Annotated in this window: 12 protein-coding genes; 6 read left to right on the top strand and 6 right to left on the bottom strand. The window is 73.4% G+C overall.

Going from position 1 to position 17,285, the window contains the following annotated elements; translation table 11 throughout:
• Positions 1 to 40 precede the first annotated feature (40 nt).
• Complete coding sequence (gene treY, locus PYS65_RS07595; RefSeq protein ID WP_279333031.1) at positions 41 to 2,536, top strand: malto-oligosyltrehalose synthase; 2,496 nt, start codon at positions 41 to 43, stop codon at positions 2,534 to 2,536.
• A gap of 66 nt (positions 2,537 to 2,602) precedes the next feature.
• Entirely contained in the window at positions 2,603 to 3,856 is a 1,254-nt protein-coding gene (locus tag PYS65_RS07600; RefSeq protein ID WP_279333032.1) for a M14 family zinc carboxypeptidase, read from the top strand.
• 88 nt (positions 3,857 to 3,944) lie between these two features.
• Here the strand turns inward: PYS65_RS07600 and PYS65_RS07605 are convergent, their stop codons facing one another.
• Both PYS65_RS07605 and PYS65_RS07610 read right to left on the bottom strand, forming a co-directional pair.
• Complete coding sequence (locus PYS65_RS07605) at positions 3,945 to 4,376, bottom strand: SSI family serine proteinase inhibitor (protein WP_279333033.1); 432 nt, start codon at positions 4,374 to 4,376, stop codon at positions 3,945 to 3,947.
• Positions 4,377 to 4,483: 107 nt separating this feature from the next.
• Entirely contained in the window at positions 4,484 to 5,035 is a 552-nt protein-coding gene (locus tag PYS65_RS07610) for a DUF1707 and FHA domain-containing protein (RefSeq protein ID WP_279333034.1), read from the bottom strand.
• Between the two features lie 191 nt (positions 5,036 to 5,226).
• Between PYS65_RS07610 and treZ the strand changes: the two genes are divergently transcribed.
• Complete coding sequence (treZ, locus tag PYS65_RS07615; RefSeq protein ID WP_279333035.1) at positions 5,227 to 6,972, top strand: malto-oligosyltrehalose trehalohydrolase; 1,746 nt, start codon at positions 5,227 to 5,229, stop codon at positions 6,970 to 6,972.
• A gap of 100 nt (positions 6,973 to 7,072) precedes the next feature.
• Here the strand turns inward: treZ and PYS65_RS07620 are convergent, their stop codons facing one another.
• The 4 genes from PYS65_RS07620 to PYS65_RS07635 form a co-directional block, all read right to left on the bottom strand.
• The gene (locus tag PYS65_RS07620; protein WP_279333036.1) at positions 7,073 to 8,029 is read right to left on the bottom strand and encodes an aminoglycoside phosphotransferase family protein; all 957 of its coding nucleotides are present in this window, start codon (positions 8,027 to 8,029) and stop codon (positions 7,073 to 7,075) included.
• A 296-nt stretch (positions 8,030 to 8,325) separates the two neighbouring features.
• The gene (cyc2, locus tag PYS65_RS07625; protein WP_279333037.1) at positions 8,326 to 10,497 is read right to left on the bottom strand and encodes a germacradienol/geosmin synthase Cyc2; all 2,172 of its coding nucleotides are present in this window, start codon (positions 10,495 to 10,497) and stop codon (positions 8,326 to 8,328) included.
• A 184-nt stretch (positions 10,498 to 10,681) separates the two neighbouring features.
• On the bottom strand, positions 10,682 to 11,869 hold the full coding sequence (locus PYS65_RS07630) for a damage-control phosphatase ARMT1 family protein (RefSeq protein WP_279333038.1): 1,188 nt from the start codon (positions 11,867 to 11,869) through the stop codon (positions 10,682 to 10,684).
• Positions 11,870 to 11,957: 88 nt separating this feature from the next.
• The gene (locus PYS65_RS07635) at positions 11,958 to 12,605 is read right to left on the bottom strand and encodes a ScbR family autoregulator-binding transcription factor (RefSeq protein ID WP_279333039.1); all 648 of its coding nucleotides are present in this window, start codon (positions 12,603 to 12,605) and stop codon (positions 11,958 to 11,960) included.
• A 563-nt stretch (positions 12,606 to 13,168) separates the two neighbouring features.
• Between PYS65_RS07635 and PYS65_RS07640 the strand changes: the two genes are divergently transcribed.
• The 3 genes from PYS65_RS07640 to PYS65_RS07650 all read left to right on the top strand — a co-directional run bounded on the left by PYS65_RS07640 (position 13,169) and on the right by PYS65_RS07650 (position 17,285).
• Complete coding sequence (locus tag PYS65_RS07640) at positions 13,169 to 14,182, top strand: substrate-binding domain-containing protein (RefSeq protein WP_279333040.1); 1,014 nt, start codon at positions 13,169 to 13,171, stop codon at positions 14,180 to 14,182.
• Positions 14,183 to 14,368: 186 nt separating this feature from the next.
• On the top strand, positions 14,369 to 16,831 hold the full coding sequence (locus PYS65_RS07645; RefSeq protein WP_279333041.1) for a sensor histidine kinase: 2,463 nt from the start codon (positions 14,369 to 14,371) through the stop codon (positions 16,829 to 16,831).
• Positions 16,832 to 16,853: 22 nt separating this feature from the next.
• Entirely contained in the window at positions 16,854 to 17,285 is a 432-nt protein-coding gene (locus PYS65_RS07650; protein WP_279333042.1) for a roadblock/LC7 domain-containing protein, read from the top strand.

The raw sequence follows: 17,285 nt of genomic DNA on the forward strand, positions 1-17,285 counted from the left end.
TGATGACAGGAAGGACCGCAGGGCGGGTACGTACGTCTGCATGACCCCTGAGCGACCCGACCCCGCGGTCCCCACCGCCACCTACCGGCTGCAGCTGCGGCCCGACTTCCCGTTCGCGGCCGCGGCGGCCGCGGTGCCGTACCTGGCCTCGCTCGGGGTGTCGCATCTGCACCTGTCCCCCGTCCTGGAGGCGGTGCCGGGCTCACCGCACGGCTACGACGTGGTGGACCACGCCCGTGTGCGTGCCGAGCTGGGCGGCGAGCAGGCGCTGCGGGCCCTGTCGCGCACCGCGCGGGAGCACGGGCTCGGCCTGGTCGTGGACATCGTCCCGAACCACATGGCGATGTCCCCGCGCCACAACCGCGCCCTGTGGGAGGTGCTGCGCGAAGGGCCCGCGTCGCGCCGTGCGCGGTGGTTCGACATCGACTGGGAGGCCCAGGGCGGCCAGGTGCTGCTGCCGGTGCTGGGCGGGCCGCTCGGCACGGAGGCCGACCTGCTGAAGACCGACGGCGACGTGCTGCGCTACCACGACCACGCGTTCCCGCTGCGCGAGGGCACCGCCCACCTGCCGCTGCCGCAGCTGCTGGACGCCCAGTGGTACCGCCCGGTGTGGTGGCGCCTGGCCCGTACGGAACTCAACTACCGGCGGTTCTTCAGCATCTCCGAGCTGATCGGGGTGCGGGTCGAGGACCCGGAGGTGTTCGAGGCCACCCACGCCAAGATCCTCCAGCTGCTGCGCGAGGGCGTGGTCGACGGGCTGCGCGTCGACCACCCGGACGGACTCGCCGACCCGGACGGATACCTGCGGCGGCTGCACGAGGCGACCGGGGGCCGCTGGACCGTGGTGGAGAAGATCCTCGCCGACGGCGAGCCGCTGCCCGCCTCCTGGCCGGTCGCCGGCACCACCGGCTACGACGCCCTGCGGCAGGTGGACGGCCTGTTCACCGACCCGGCGGGGTTCGGGGAGCTGCTCGGCCAGTACCGGCGGTTCGCGGCGCCGCAGCCGGACCGGGGCGGCGAGTGGGCGGCGACGGTGCGGCGGGCCGCGTACAAGGTGCTCACGCACGAGCTGGCCGCCGAGGTGGACCGGCTGACCCGGGTGGCGCACCACCTGTGCGCCGGCTCGCCCGAGCCCGCGCTGCGCGACCGCGCGCCCTGGGCGCTGCGCACCGCGCTCCGGGAGCTGCTGGTCCGGCTCGAGGTGTACCGGCCCTACACCTCCGTGGACCCGGCCGGTGTGGTCACCGAGGAGGCGGCGGCCGCGGCACGGCTCGCGTTCGCCGTGCCCGAGGAGGCCGGGGCGGTGGACGTCGTACGGGATCTGGTGCTCGGGCGGTACGGCGACGGGCCGGAGCAGGTGGAGTTCCGTACGCGGTTCGCGCAGACGGCGTCGGCGCTGCGGGCCAAGTCGGTGGAGGACACGGCGTTCTACCGCTATGTGCCGCTGCTGTCGGCGACGGAGGTGGGCCAGGACCCCGGCGACCCGGCGGTGTCCCCCGAGCGGTTCCACGCGTACTGCGCGCGCGTGCAGCGCGACTGGCCGTCGACGGGAACGGTGGTCTCGACGCACGACACCAAGCGCAGCGCCGACGTGCGGGCCGCGCTCCATGTGCTCACCGAGTGCCCGCGGCGCTGGGCGGACGTCCTGACGGAGGTGACCCGCACCGGCGAGGGCGTGCCGGACGCGCAGCTGGCGTGGGCGGCCTGGCAGACGGTGTTCGGGCTGGGCCCGGCGGACCCGGAGCGAGTGGCGGGGGCGCTGCTCAAGCATGTGCGCGAGGCGGGGCTCCACACCAGCTGGACGGAGCAGGAGCCGCCGTACGAGGAGGCGGTGGCCCGGTTCGTGACGGCGGGGCCGTGCGGGGCGCCGGGCGAACGGGTGACGGCGCTGCGGGCCTCGCTCGAGCCGCACATCCACGCCAACGTGCTGGGCACCGCCCTGGTCCAGCTGACGATGCCGGGCGTGCCCGACGTCTACCAGGGCTCCGAGTTCGAGTACCGGGCCCTGGTGGACCCCGACAACCGGCGCGCCGTGGACTTCCCGGCCGGCGAGCCGTCCGGCCCGGGCACGGGCGACGGCAGCGGCAGCCTCGGCGTCGGCGTCAGCCTCGGCGTCGGCGTCGGCGTCAGCCTCGGCGTCGGCGTCAGCCTCGGCGTCGGCGTCGGCGTCGGCGTCGGCAAGGACGCGGTGACGCGGGCCGCGCTGCGGCTGCGGGCGCGGCGGCCCGAGGCGTTCGGCGACACGGCGTCGTACGAGCCGCTGGCCGCCGAGGGGCCCGGAGCCGCGCACTGCGTGGCGTTCGTGCGGTCCGGTGCGGTGCTGACCGCCGTGACCCGGCTGTCGCTGCGGCTGGCGGAGGCGGGCGGCTGGCGGGAGACCCGGCTGGCGCTGCCGCCCGGCCGGTGGGCCGACGTACTGGAGCCCGGCCGGGAGTTCACGGGGCGCGTACGTGTGGCGGAGTTGTTCGAGCGGTCGCCGGTGGCGCTGCTGGAGCGCGCCGCAGGCCCTCTGGGACCTCCCCCGTCGCACCCTTGACACCGTTCCGTGACCGTGGGGTACTGCGGATTGCGGCATGGGGTGGATGACTCGGGACGACGGGGGGTGGGTCTCCTGCCGGAGCTGCGCTATCCGACGGTGGCCGAACTGGTCTCCTCCGCCCGTGCGCTGACGGTCCAGCGGCCCGGTCTGAGCGTCCTGCGGCAGGTGGGGGTCTCCCGTGCGGGGCGGCCGCTGCACCTGCTGTCCGTGGGCCACGCCCGGCGTGCCGTGCTGGTGGTCGCCGGCGCCCACGCCAACGAACCGGCCGGCGGGGGCACCCTGCTCGCGCTGGCCCGGCGGGTCCTGGTGGAGAGCGAGCTGCGCAACGGCACCTCCTGGCACTTCCTGCTCTGCGCGGACCCCGACGGGGCGAGCCTGCACAGCACCTCGCCCCCGCACAGCCTGTACGACTACCACCTGGGCTTCTTCCGCCCCCAGGGATCGGAGCAGCCGGAGTGGGCGCCGTCGGTGCTGCCGCCCGGCCGGCTGCCGCCCGAGACCCGGGCCCTGACCGGGGTCATCGACGAGCTGCGGCCCTACCTCCAGGTGTCACTGCACGGGACCGATCTGGGCGGCAGCTGGGTCCAGTTGACGAGGGACGTGCCGGGGCTCGCCGAGCCGTTCGCCAAGTCGGCCGCGGAGCTGCACATTCCGGTGGAGACCGGCGCCTCGGACGCGGCCGGCTGGCCGGTGTCCGGCCCCGGGGTGCGGGTGATGCCCGCCCCGGGGGCCGGGCCGGCGTATCCGAGCCTGCCGGACGACGCGCGGCACAGCACCTGGTACCGGGCTCACCGGTACGGCGGTCTGACGGCGGTTGTCGAGGTGCCGATGTGGGCCGCGGCCCTGGTGGACGATCCGGGCCCGCATCCGGCGCCGGCGGCGGCGCTGCGGTATCTCGCGGACCGGCTGCAGCGGGACGCGCGGAAGGTGCGGCAGGTGCTCGAGGAGGCGCGGCCCGGGGCCTTGACGGGTGCCGGGGCCGCCGGCGGTCCGCTGCTGCGGGCGGCCACCTGGGGGCTGGAGCTGGTACCGGGACTGGCCGACGACCTGATCCACACCCCGCCCGCGGACGGCACGAGGGCGTACGTGAGCAGTGTGGACGCGTTCACGCGCCGGGTGCCGCTGCGGGCGGCGGCGATGCTGCTGCGGGAGCTGCGGGAGACCGACGCGCACGCGGCGGCGCGTCTCGACCGGCTGGTCGCGTTGTGGAGCGACGCCTTCGCCGTGCACTTCCGGGCCCGCTGGGTGCCCGTGGAGCACCAGGTGGAGCATCAGGCCCACACGGTCGTGGCGGCGGCGCTGCACGCCCGCGCGTGACCGGGCGGCGCGCACCGGCGAGGAGCGGGAAGCCGGAGCGGACCGCCCCGGCCCCCTCCCCCTTGTCCACGCCTCGCCCACGCCTCGCCTATGCCTCGTCCAGGGCGAACACGGAACCGGTCCGGGCCCTCATCGCGCACGCGTTCGGGAAGGTCTCCGTGTACTCGACCGGCTGCCCCCGCCACTGCCCGTGCGCGTGGGCGGTCACCGGGGCGTAGATCATCGTGCAGATGGTGTCCTGGGCCGGGATGTCGGAGATCCGTCCGTCCGCCGCGGCGAGTTCCGCGCAGGCGTCGGCGGCGCGCGGGTGGCCCTGGGGCGGGTCGCAGCGGAGCATGGTGCCGGGCTTCGTGCCGGTCCGGGTCTCGCCCCGGTCGACGCCGACGGCCAGCCAGGTGTCGGTGGCGGCCGGACCCCGGGTCTCCGCCCGCGCGGGCGCGGGCGCGACGCAGGCGAGGAGGGCGATCACCGCGAGCAGCGCGCCCCGTACCGCTCTCACTGAGGTGCGCGTGGTGTCCATGGTGTACGTCATTCCAGATGCATCGGCACGACGGTGCCGAAACCCCAGCCCAACTCACCCGAACGGGATCGTGCGACCGGAAACCGCCATGTCGCGCCGTACCGCGCTCAGTTCGCCGCGAGCCGGTACGTCATCCGCCCGAAGCCGATCTGGTCGCCCTCGCGGACGACGGCCGCGCCGACGACCCGACGCCCGTTCACCGTCGTGCCGTTGGTCGACCCGAGGTCCCGCAGCACCCACAGACCGCCCTGCCGTCGGAGCTCCGCGTGCACACGGGAGACCGTCTCGTGGTTGAGCCGCAGCCCGTTGGCGGGATCGCGTCCTATGCGCAGCGGGTGGCCGGTCGCCGGATGGGGCAGCAGCAGCTTCGGCAGCCGCTCGGCCCGCCACGCCCCGCGCAGCCGTACCGTGAACCCGGAGACCGCCTCCACGGAGGAGAACAGCACGCGCGAGAAGCGGCCCTCGGTGGGCAGGTCGGCGGTGAGCGGGGCGAGTTCCTCGGGAGACCGGGCGGCGAGGGCCAGTTCCATGCGCCGGATGAACGTGTCGTGGGACAGCCGCCCCACGGCGGCGCCGTCCCGCAGCACCTTCAGCGCCTTGTCCCGTTCCACGTCGGAGATCCGCGCGGGGTACGTGTTGAACTCGAAGGACGACGTCACGCTGCTGATTGTCGGCCAGCACGGGGCGGGCTGTCCAGAAGACCGGAGGAGCACCCTCCCGGCCGTCCCCGCGGTTCCCGCGCCTTCGGCGGCGACACCCGTCGCAAAAGGATCATTCTCCGGCGGATCGGTCTTCCATGCAGCACGATGGACGGGCTACATCACGGTGAGCAGACGAAGGGGAACCGTCCGTGCAGTTCGAGGTGTGGGCACCGCAGGCCGGCAGAGTGACGCTCCAGTGCGACGGCGTCGCGCGCGCGTTGGCGCGCGATCCGGAACGGGAGGGGTGGTGGCGCGGGGAGGCCGACGCGCGTGACGGCTCCCGGTACGGCTTCTCCCTGGACGACGGGCCCGTGCTGCCCGATCCGCGCTCGCGACGGCAGCCGGAGGGGCCCGACGGGCCGAGCGCGGTCGTCGACCACGAGGCGTACGCCTGGCGCGCGGCGTGGGACGGGCGCCCGCTGCCCGGCGCCGTCCTGTACGAGCTGCATGTGGGCACGTACACCCGCGAGGGCACCCTCGACGCCGCCGCCGGGCGGCTGGAGCACCTCGCCGGACTGGGGGTCACCCATGTGCAGCTGATGCCGGTGTGCCCCTTCCCGGGCCGTCACGGCTGGGGGTACGAGGGGGTCTCGCCGTGGGCGGTGCACGAGCCGTACGGCGGGCCCGAGGCGTTGAAGCGGTTCGTCGACCGCGCGCACGGCCTGGGGCTGGGCGTCGTCCTCGACGTGGTGCACAACCATCTGGGGCCGTCGGGGAATCACCTCCCGCGGTTCGGACCGTACTTCACCGACACCCACCACACCCCGTGGGGCGCCGCCGTCAACCTGGACGCGCCCGGCTCCGACGAGGTGCGGACGTACCTCGTGGAGAGCGCGCTGGCGTGGCTGCGGGACTACCGGATCGACGGGCTGCGCCTGGACGCCGTGCACGCGTTGGCGGACACCCGTGCGTACCACTTCCTCGAGGAGCTGTCGGCGGCCGTGGACGCGCTGGCCGCCGACATCGGCCGGCCGCTGTTCCTGATCGCCGAGTCGGACCGGAACGACCCCCGGGACATCACCCCGCGCGCGGCGGGCGGCCACGGGCTGCACGCGCAGTGGAACGACGACTTCCACCACGCCCTGCACACCGCGCTGACCGGTGAGTCGCAGGGCTACTACGCCGACTTCGCGCGCGCCCCGTTCGCGGCTCTCGCCAAGACGCTCCGCGGCGGTTTCTTCCACGACGGTACGTACTCCGCGTTCCGCGGCCGGCGTCACGGCCGGCCCCTGGACCGTACGCGGGTCGCCGGGCACCGGCTGCTCGGCTACAGCCAGACCCACGACCAGGTCGGCAACCGGGCCCGGGGGGACCGGCTGGCCGCGCTGGTCTCCCCGGGTCTGCTGGCCTGCGCGGCGGCCCTGACCCTGACGGCCCCGTTCACACCGATGCTGTTCATGGGCGAGGAGTGGGCGGCCGGTACGCCCTGGCAGTTCTTCACCGACCACACCGACGCCGAGCTCGCCACGGCGGTGCGCGACGGCAGGCGCCGGGAGTTCGCGGCGCACGGCTGGGCCGAGGAGGACGTCCCCGACCCGCAGGACCCCGCCACCCGGGACCGCTCATGCCTCGACTGGTCGGAACCGGAGCGCGAGCCGCACGCGCGCGTGCTGGCCTGGTACCGGCAGCTCGTCGCCCTGCGGCACGCTCAGCCGGACCTCACCGACCCCGACCTCGCCGACACCAGGGTGGTGTACGACGAGGAGCGGCGCTGGCTGGCCTTCCGGCGCGGGGACGTGCTGGTGGCCGTGAACCTGGGCGGCGAACCGGTCCCGATCGCGCTGGGTGTCCCCCGCGCGCGCGTGCTCGCCGCCTGGGAACCGGTCGACGTACCGGGTGCCGACGGGGTGCTGCGCCTGCCCGGCGAGTCCGCGGTGGTACTGCTGCAGGACTGAGGCCGGGGCGTCGGGGTGTCGGGGCTCCGGGCCGTCGGGCCCCGGCGGCCGGGCGTGTCTCCGGGGCACCTCTCTAGGGCATGTCGTCGGTGCCGCAGATCTAGGGCATGTCGTCGGTGCCGCGGAGGTCCGTCACCCGCTCCAGGAGGATCGCCTCCCAGGCCCGGCGCAGCCGGATCCGCAGCAGCGGCAGCGGGTCGGTGCCCCGGCCGCCGAGCGCCTCGGCGAGGCGCAGGACGCTGTCGCAGCGGGCCAGCCAGAGCCCGCGCAGACAAGGGCGGGCGCCGTAGCCGGCGAGGGTGGCGGCGCGTACGGCGGCCGGGGAGCCCACGGCGCACGCCAGACCGGCGATGTCCTCGGCGGGGTCGCCGATCACCGCTTCCGCCCAGCCGAGGACGCCGCGTACCCGGCCTTCGGTGCTGACCACGAGATGCGCGCCGGTGAGGGCGTGGTGGACGAGGACCGCCGAGGCGGGCTGGGCGATGAGCTGGGCGGTGGCGGAGGGGGTGAGCTGCCGCAGCCGGCCGGAGGCGAACTCGTCGGCCTCGGTGAGCCGTTCGGCGGCCTGTCCGGCGGCCCGGCGCAGGGACTCCAGGGAGCGAGGGGGGACCCGCGGCACGCCCAGCGTCTCCGCCTGCCGCACCGGCACCTCGCGCAGCCCGGTGAGCAGCGCGGCCAGGTCGGCCTCGCCCCCGGCGGACACCCGGTGCCTCTCCGCCGACCCGCCGGACAGCCTGGTGTCCAGGGTGTAGACCAGGCCGGGCGCCCACTCGCCGTGCGCCGTGCTCGACGGCACCGCGACCGGGACGTGCGGCCGGACGAGTTCGCGCAGCCGCAGCTCACGGCGCCTGCGGGTGCTCGCCGCCCGGTCGGGGGCCAGCCGCAGCACATGACGGGTGCCGACCCACCAGGTGGCGGGGTCGGCGCCCTCGCCGGCGGGCCGCACGTCCACTCCGTCCGGCCCGGCGGCGGTGTCCGCGCCTCCCCCCTCGTGCTTCAGGAGGGTACGGACCAGTCGGCGGACGGTGTCCGCGGTGGGTGTCGGTGCCTGGGTCATGGTCGCGCCTGGTGTCGTTCGATGGACGGTGCGGGACGTCTGGGGCCACTCAGTCCACTATGACCGCTTTCCGTACACCCTCCACAGGGGCGGCGGAGCCCTCGGCGGTGAGGGGAGCGAGCGTACTGCCGGTCATCCTGGCCTCCCGGGGTGTACCTGTGGGCCGTGCGCGACTGCGTGCGGCTGCATACGGCCACATGTGGCTACGCACGGTCATGGGCAGCATCCTGCCCGGCGGACGGGGGCCGCGCGAGCCGGTCCGCCGCGGCCGGCCGGTCGTGTCGCCCGCTCCCCTCTCAGGAGAGGGAAGGCACGGGCAGCGGGGGTGTGCGGTCCGGCAGGAAGCCGTGGGCCCGGCCCGAGAGCCACTCGTCCTTGTAGCGGTCCACGCTCCGGTGCCAGTTCAGGATGCCCGCCAGCCAGTTCCGCAGGTCCAGCACATAGTCCCGCATGATCGCACGGGCCTCCGCAGTGAGCTCGAAGTCCTCGTACAGCACGGGGAGTTCGTGCTCCACGACATGCTCGAACTGGTCCAGACGGCGGCTCATCAGGTCGTGGACGATGCCGAGGGCCCTCGGGTAGTCGCAGCCGAAGAAGGTCTGCACGACGAGGATCGCGTTGTGGATCTCGCCCTCGTACTCGATCTCCTTCTGGTACGAGAAGACGTCGTTCAGCAGGCAGGCGTAGTCGATGGCCGCGTTCTCCAGGGAGCGGACCGGGCCGCTGCGGTAGACCTCGGGCGGGACTGCGGGGCCGTGGCCCATCCGGCACAGGCCGAGCGTGAGGTCGGAGCCGAAGGTCCGCCGGCGCATCTCCAGGTAGTCGACCGGGTCGGGCACGCGGTGCAGCATCTGGTTGGCCAGTTCCCACAGCCAGCTCTCGGTCATGTCGTTCACGGCCTTCTTCAGGACGGCCCGCTCCCCGGGCGTCATGGCCGCCGTGGTGCGCGCCCACAGGTCGGCCAGGGCCCGCTCCATGGCGTTGGCCGCCGGGGGCACCGGCTCGCCGTCGACCGGCATGCAGTCCGACAGGCGTGCCGTGGTCAGCCGCGCGGCGGCCAGGTCGCGGCGGTGTCCGTAAACCAGCGGGTAGTAGTCGTCGCCGTACGTGCCCCAGGCGAGCCACTGGGCGCTGAGGTCGAGCGCCTCGGCAGTGGCGTCCGGGTCGAGTCCGGCCGAGCACAGCGCGAGGTCGTAGGCGGCGAGTTTGTCCTCGTCCCACACGCCTTCGGCGAGGATGCCCGTCCGCCGGCACCAGTCGGCGAGGGTGCTCCGGGAGGCGGCGAGGTGCGGGCTGAGCTCCAGCGGGAACGGCATCCGCAGGTCGGGGATCAAGGACGGACCGACCTTCTGGTACGGCACATGGGTGTGGGCCCGCAGCCTCGCCGTCCCCGCGGCGGCGAGCAGCCCCCGCACGTCGGCGGCCGAGGTGCCGGGCCCGGTCGGGCCCGCCCACGGGCCGGTCCGCCGCGCGCCCTCGTTCATGTACCGGCTGGAGCGCAGGTGCCATTCGTGACCGCCGGACTGCCAGTCCTGCAGCCCCTTCGCGTACGCCGCCACGGCCGCGGTCTCGTGCGGGGCGAGGCCCTGCTCCAGGGCGACCGCGGGCACTTCGGTGAACGCGGTGTGCTCGAACTGGTGCAGCCGCGAGGTGAGGATGTCGTTGACGGTGTCGGCGGCCTCCTGCGTGGTGCAGCCGAAGAAGGTCTCCAGGACGAGCACGCCGTTGCTGTTCTCCCCCTCGTCCTCGACCTCACGCTGGTAGGAGAACAGGTCGTTGCGCAGGTGCACGGCGTCGGAGAACGTCTCCATCAGCACCCGCAGCGGCCTGGTTCCGGCGACGGCGGTGGGCACTTCGGCCGTCGCGTACTCGACGAGCCCCGCCGACCAGGGGGCACCGCCCACCTTGCGGCGCATCTCGATGTACTCGACGGGGTTGGCGATCCGCCCCTCGTTGATGTTGGACAGCTCCCACAGCGACTCGTTGAGGAGGTGCTCGGTGGCGAGGGCGAACCGGGCGCGCCAGTCCTGGGACATCGCGGGTACCGTGCGCGCCCACAGGTCGGCGAGGCCCGCCTCGACCGGGTTCTGCGGCCGGGGGACCGGGGTCGCGGGGTCCAGCGGCATGAACAGCGGCAGCCGGTCCAGGTGGGCCTTGCCGCCCTCCCGGTCCTGACTGCGTTTGAACAGTTCCAGGAAGTGGTCGTCGAAGAAGAAGACCCACACGTACCAGTCGGTGATGAGGGAGAGGGCGGGCCCGTCGCAGTCGGGATGGGTGTAGGCGCAGAGCAGGCCGTAGTCGTGCGCGTCGAGGTCGGCCTGGTTCCAGACCCCGGATCCCTCCAGCATGCCCATCTCGCACGCCCACACCGACGAGTGGGCGCGGGCCTGGTCGAGATGCGGGTTCAGCCGCGCGGGGTGCGGCAGGTAGAAGTGCGGAAGTTCGAACGGCTGGTTCGCTGGAGCCACCGAGGACACCGAGGACACCGAGGACACTGCGGACACCGAGGACACTGCGGACGCTGAAGCTGCTGCGGGCACTGAGGACATGGCCGGGCACTACCCGTGGGCCCGTGGCGGCATCCACCGGCCCGACCATGATCACACCATCGCGTGAAACCTCGCCGATCCGCCGAAAAAGGGTTTCGGCGCGCTATGTCCGCACCTGGATCAGCGCATGGGTGCCGCTGGTGCGCCAGCGTTGCTCCTCGGCCGCGACCAGCGCCTCCTCCGTACCGGGTGCCAGGCCGGTGACGACGTCGGACTTCAGGGTGCGCAGGGCGGCGACCGGTCCCGGGAAGTACCCGGTGACCTCCGCGAACGGCGTGGTCGGCGGCCACTGCCGGTCGCCCACCAGCCGACGGTAGTTGAGGTCCCCCTTGACGATGGTGACGGCGGCCCGGGCGAAGTCGGCGCGGAGGTCGTCCGGCATCTCCTCGTAGGGCAGCGGGGAGCAGGAGAAGGGGTGCGCGCGCAGGGCGAGCCGTCCGTCGGCGAGGGCGTCCCGGAGCCGTCGCCCGTGTCCGGCCGCCGCCGCCCCGGCGTCGGTCAGCCGGCGCAGCGCGTCGACGACGTCGGCGGTGGTGGCGTCGGAGACGTAGTACGGGTACGGCTTGATGTGCAGCACCGCCCGGCCGATGTGCCCGTGGGCCAGCAGGTGGTCGATGAGCAGCAGATCGGGGACGAGTTCGCGGCCGGCGTTGTCGGCGACCAGCACCAGGGTGCCCGCCTGGCCCGCGCGGGAGGGGTCCAGCAGCGACCACAGGCGCTCGCTGTCGTCGGCCACCAGCGCGGGAACGGCCGCCCCGAGGTCGGTTCCCTCGGCGGACAGCCGGAAGCCGAGGTCGGCGCGGTTTCCCCAGAGGGAGCCGTGCAGCAGGGCCCGGCCCCGTTCGTCCGCGGGCCGTCCGGCGAGGTCGTCGAGCGCGGCGAGTTCCTCGTCGGTCTCGGGCGAGTCGAGTTCGGCGAGCTTGGAGGGGCGGAAGGGGTCGATGCCCTGCCAGGGGCCGGGGCCGAAGTAACCCACCGCTCGCAGCAGTTGACGGTAGAACCAGCTCTCGGACCACAGCCAGGGCACGTCGTACCAGGACTGTCCGGCGTATGTGTCCATCCCCCAGGCCGTCCAGCGGTCCCGGTCGTGGGCGTCGGCGGGGAGGGCCTCGATCGTGCCTTCGGTGCAGTGGGTCAGCAGTGCGTCGAGCGCGTGTCGCTGCGCGGGCTCGTAGGGGAAGGCGTCGCGCACCTGCCGGATGATCGCGGGGTGCCGCTCGGCGAGCACGCCGTGCGGGAACGAGCCGGGCCGGTTGCCGAGGAGCACGGGGGCGGTGGGGGTGTCGGGCATGCGGCTCACCGTAACGCGCGGCGCCGGCCGGCGTGACCGGCCGCACGGGCGGGAGCGACCGCACCGGCGGCAGGGGCGGCCGGGCGGGTCACACCGGGGCGATCTCCCGCTCCAGCCGTGCGGCCAGGCTGAGATAGCGCGCCCTGCGGGTCACCGGCACCAGGCCCCTGATGAGGATCTGCCACATCTCCGCGGTGCGGCGGGGCTGCCGGGCGACGGGTTCCCGGGACCGGCCCACGACCCGGGTGCCGATGAAGAAGCAGACGAGGGAGTGGGCCACGACCTCGATGTCGACCTCCGGGTGGACGTCGGCCTCCTTGACCGCGCCGAGGAGCCGCGCGGTGACGATGTCCATCCACTCGGCGAAGGGGTGACTGAGCGGAGGGCGCGGCCGGGTGCCCCCGGTGGCGAGCCGGAGCCCCGCCCGCAGCACGGGGTCCTCGGCCGACAGGCGGGCTATGCAGAAGGTGAGACGCATCAGCGCCTCCAGGGAGGTGTGGCCGCGGGTCTCGGTGTCCCTGGCCAGCCGGCGGCAGGTGGCGGACTGGAGCTCCAGGATCGCGTGGGCCAGGTCCTCCTTCGCCGCGAAGTGGAAGTACAGGGCTCCCTTGGTGACGTGGGCGTGCTCGACGATGTCGCTGAGACTCGTCGACTCGTACCCCTGCCGGTCGAACAGATCGGCGGCGGCCGTGATGATCGTCGCGCGGGTCTGCTCGGCGCGTACCTGCCTCGCCATCGACTGAACTCCTGAGCCGGAAAGGAACGGGTCATGCCGTTTGTTTTTACCCCGCGTACACGATAACTCACCCTGCGACGGTGCTCGTTCAGCGGTTCGTCCCGCGGTGCGGCACACATCGGGCAATTCCATCCCGGACGCCGAAAGAAAACAGCACGCCCGGTATCTGAGTGTGGCAGCCGCGTCGGCACAGGAGAACGGCGGGCGGATCCGGACGGAACTCGTCGCACCGTGTCGCCGTTTCCCGCCAACACCCCGGAAACCCTTCGGGGTTGATCCGGATCAAGTCCGTCCGCACCTGCCGGACGGGCCTGTTCGGGTTCCGTACCGGCCGTGCGGTTGGCGGCCGGACGGTGGGCGGCCACCCCTGCCACCTCGGAACTCACCGTTCATCACAATGCGGCAGCGGCGTCTCACTTCACGTGGTCCCTCACTTGACTACCGGTGGTGCGACGCGATTGGCTCCGGCCAGCGAGAGTCACCCGGTCGGCGTAAAACCCCGCGGCTCCGCCCCTGCTTCCGTCTCCTCACTTGCTCGGCCGTACAGCGAGGTCCGCTCCCTCATGAACACTCGTCCCCCGTCCCACGGTTTCCCGAGACGGCCCGTCCGCCCGGCCGTGCTCGCGGCAGCCGTCGGTCTGCTGGTGACCGGCTGCTCCGCCTTCGACGCGGCCGGCGACTCCTCGGACTCCGGGAGCGCGGGTGCGGCCGGTGGCGGGACGAGGGTCGTGATGGTGACGCACGGCGGCGAGGGGGACGCCTTCTGGGACAGGGTGCGCAAGGGCGCCGAGGCCGCCGCGGCGAAGGACGGCATCGACCTCACCTATGTGAGCGACGCGGACCCGGAGGGCCAGGCCGAGCTGGTGCGCGACGCGGTCCGCGACAAGGTGGACGGCATCGCCCTCACCCTGGCCAAACCGCAGGCGATGAAGGGCGCGGTGAAGGAGGCGCGCGAGGCGGGCATCCCCGTGGTCGGGCTCAACTCCGGTATCGGCGCCTGGAAGTCGACGGGGCTGCTGGAGTACTTCGGCCAGGACGACGGCGTCGCGGGCCAGGCCGTCGGCAACAAGCTGAACGAACTGAAGGCCGAGCACGCCCTCTGCGTCATCCACGAGCGGGGCAACGTCGGGCTGGAGGCGCGCTGCGCCGGCATGCGCAAGACGTTCGACGGGGAGACCGAGAACCTCTACGTGGACGGCACCGACGAACGCGCCGTCTCCGGCATCGTCACCGCCCGGCTGCGCCAGGACCCGACCATCGACGAGGTGGTCGCCAACGGCGCGCAGCAGGCCCTCATCGCGGCCGACGCCGCCAAGAAGGCGGACACCGGGGCGCACGTCGCCACCTTCGATCTCAACAAGGACCTGGTGGACGCCGTCCGCCGGGGCGACATCCGGTTCGCCGTCGACCAGCAGCCCTACCTCCAGGGCTATCTCGCCGTGGACGCGCTGTGGTTGTACCGGACCAACGGCAACATCAGCGGCGGCGGGGTGTCTCCCGTGCTCACCGGCCCGGCGTTCGTCACGAAGTCCAACGCCGCCTCGGTCGCCGAGTTCGCCGCCAACGGAACCCGGTGACGGTCGCATCCGGTGAGGACGTACCCAGGAACTCGGTTACGCACGGGCTGTACGGTCACGTGTGCGGACAACCTCCCGCACATCACCCGGGAGTGACCGGACCTGCGTCCGGCCCGCCCGTCCACAGCCCGTTCCCGACTGTTCCGCGCCCGCAATCCCCGCTGATCCGACCGCTCTAGGACGACGATGTCTCCACGGACAGGTGCCCGGCGCCGTCTCGGCTCCATACGTCTCTCGCTGGTCCTGCTGGCTCTGGTGCCCAGCGTCACCCTCGCCGCCATGTGGGGTGTGACGACGATCCGGATGTTCTCGGAGGGGCTTCAGCTCCGCGCGCAGACGGAGCTGAGCCGGTCGACCGGTGCGATGGGTACCGAGGCGACCCTCGCGTTGCAGCAGGAGCGGAGACTGTCCGCGGCCTGGCTGGTCTCGCCCAAGACGTCCCGGGCCGCCCTCGAGGCGCAGCGCGAGAAGACGGACGTGGCGGTGGCGAAGCTGGTCGGGCAGGCCGACGCGATCGCCGAGGCGCCGGCCCGTGTGTCGGAGCGGCTGTACTCGGTGCTCGGTTCGGTGGGCAGCCTCGAGTACTACCGGGGCCAGGTGGACAGGCCGAGCGACATCACCGCCGAGCAGGCGCTCGACCAGTACACCTCGATCATCGACGACCAGATCCACGCCTTTCAGGAGCTGTCGCAGGTCGACGACGGCGATCTGACCTCGCAGGCCAGGCCGTTGGTCTCGCTGGAGCACGCGGCGGAACTGGTGTCCCAGGAGGACGCGCGGCTCACCCTGGCCTGGCCGTCCGGGGAACTCGACGAGCCGTCCTGGTCCGCCTTCGCGGGGACGGTCGCCACCCGCCGCTGGCTGGTCAAGGACCAGATCGTGCCGTCCCTGCGCGGCGACACCAAGACGCAGACCGAGAAGATCCTGCACAGCCCTCAGTGGAGCACCCTGCAGGAGATCGAGAACGAGGTCCTCGCCGTCCACCCCACCGCGAAGGGCACGGCCGGCCTGCCGGACGCGCAGAAGCAGTGGGACGCGGCCCTGACCAAGATCACACCGCAGTACGCCACCCTGATCCGGCAGCAGACCGACGCGCTGCTCACCCGCAGCGCCGCCGAGGCCCGCGGTCTGCTGCTGACCGCGGCGGCGCTCAGCGCCGGCGGGCTGCTCGCCCTGCTGCTGTGCGTCGGCATGTCGTGGCGGATCACCCACTCGCTGTCCCGCCGGCTGCACGGCCTGCGGATGGCCACCCTCAGCCTGGCCGAGGAGCGGCTGCCCGACGTGGTGGCCCGGCTGGAGCGGGGCGAGCGGGTCGACGCCGAGTCGGCGACCACTGCGCTGGACTACGGCCACGACGAACTCGGCCAGGTCGCCCAGGCGTTCAACACCGCGCAGCGCACCGCGGTGCACACGGCGGTCGAACTCGCGGACACCCGGCGCGGGTTCCAGAAGATCATCCTGGGCATCGCACGGCAGAGCCAGAACCTCGTCAACCTCCAGCTCAGCAAGCTCGACGCGCTGGAACGCCGGCACACCGATCCCGAGGTCCTCAAGGGACTGTACGAACTGGACTCCACGGCGAGTCAGTTGCGCCGCTACGAGGAGAACCTGGTCATCGTCAGCGGTGAGCGGCCCGGCCGTTCGTGGAGCGAACCGGTCGCGTTGATCGACATCCTGCGCAGCGCCGTCGGTGAGGTCGCCGAGTACCAGCGCGTGGAGGTGCACACCGACGAGGAGGTGGCGCTGGCTCCGCCCGCGGTGGCCGACGTCATCCACCTGCTGGCCGAGCTGATCGACAACGCGACGGCGTACTCGCCCGCCCCGAGTCCCGTCGGGGTGCGTGCCGCGATGGTGGCCAAGGGCCTCGCCGTCGAGGTCGAGGACCGGGGACTCGGCATGTCCGAGGACGACTACGCCTCGATGAACGCCCAGTTGGCCAAGCCCCCGCAGTTCGACGTGGTGGCCCTCGCCGACGACCTGCGGCTCGGCATGTTCGTGATCTCCCAGCTGGCCCACCGGCACGGCATCGCCGTCACCCTGCGCCCGTCGCCGTACGGCGGGACGACGGCGATCGTGCTGCTCCCGCACACCATCGTGGTGTGCGACGCGCCGCACGGGGCCGAGGCCGCCCCCGCCGTCGTGGGGAACGGACACCGCACGGCGGCCGGCCCGGACCGGGCGGCCACCACCGGCACCACGGACACGGCGGACTCCACGGACGCCACGGACGCTCCGGAGCCCGAGAACACTGCGGACGCCCGGCCCCCCGCGACCGATGCCGCCGAAGCGGCCGACACGGCCGAGACGAGCGAGACAGTCGCGGCCACCGCCGCGCCCGGGCCCGGAAAACTCACCCCGCTCCCCCGCCGGGTGCCGCAGACCAGCCTGGCCGCCGAACTGCGGGAGGAGGTGGCGGCGCCCATCGCCGAGCACGACTCCGGGGACTTCACGGCGGAACACGCGGCCGCCTCCCTCGGCGGTTTCCAGCGCGGCACGTCCCGGGCACGTGCGAACGGCGGCGACCCCCGGGCCGGCGCCCCCCGTACCGACGACGCCGCCGTGCCGCCGTCCGCCGCCACCGACACGGCGGCCTCCTCCGGGGCCCCCGCCGGCTCCCGAGAGCTCCCGAATCCGCCCTCCGACCGCTGAACGTCGACGAAGGAACACAGAGATGACACGCCCCGTACCCGCCACTCACACCCAGCTCGACCAGCTGCTCACCGGACTCGTGGAGCGGGTCGCCGAGGTGAACCAGGCCGTGGTGCTGTCCGAGGACGGTCTGGTGGTCAGCAAGTCCACCGGGTTCCTGCGCGACGACGCGGAGCGTCTGGCGGCCACCGCGTCCGGGCTGATGAGCCTCAGCAAGGGCGTCAGCATGGACTTCCGCGGCGGCCCGGTGCGCCAGGCGCTCATCGAGATGGCCAACAGCTACCTGATCCTCACCTCGGCCGGTCCGGGCGCCCACCTCGTGGTGCTGACCGGGCCGGGCGCGGACGTCGGTGTGGTCGCCTACCAGATGAACATGCTGGTGAAGAAGATCGGCGAGCACCTCAGCGCGGCGCCCCGGGGCACCGCAGGCCCCGCCACCGACTCCGGCGCGTGA

The sequence above is a fragment of the Streptomyces cathayae genome (genome assembly GCF_029760955.1).
Classification (GTDB): Bacteria; Actinomycetota; Actinomycetes; order Streptomycetales; family Streptomycetaceae; genus Streptomyces; species Streptomyces cathayae.

Bases quoted from the DNA above. Each gene is read 5' to 3' on its own strand.
- treY (WP_279333031.1), top strand. From the start codon at position 41: ATGACCCCTGAGCGACCCGACCCCGCGGTCCCCACCGCCACCTACCGG.
- PYS65_RS07605 (WP_279333033.1), bottom strand. From the start codon at position 4,376: ATGGACACCACGCGCACCTCAGTGAGAGCGGTACGGGGCGCGCTGCTC.
- PYS65_RS07620 (WP_279333036.1), bottom strand. From the start codon at position 8,029: ATGACCCAGGCACCGACACCCACCGCGGACACCGTCCGCCGACTGGTC.
- PYS65_RS07630 (WP_279333038.1), bottom strand. From the start codon at position 11,869: ATGCCCGACACCCCCACCGCCCCCGTGCTCCTCGGCAACCGGCCCGGC.
- PYS65_RS07635 (WP_279333039.1), bottom strand. From the start codon at position 12,605: ATGGCGAGGCAGGTACGCGCCGAGCAGACCCGCGCGACGATCATCACG.
- PYS65_RS07640 (WP_279333040.1), top strand. From the start codon at position 13,169: ATGAACACTCGTCCCCCGTCCCACGGTTTCCCGAGACGGCCCGTCCGC.
- PYS65_RS07645 (WP_279333041.1), top strand. From the start codon at position 14,369: ATGTCTCCACGGACAGGTGCCCGGCGCCGTCTCGGCTCCATACGTCTC.
- PYS65_RS07650 (WP_279333042.1), top strand. From the start codon at position 16,854: ATGACACGCCCCGTACCCGCCACTCACACCCAGCTCGACCAGCTGCTC.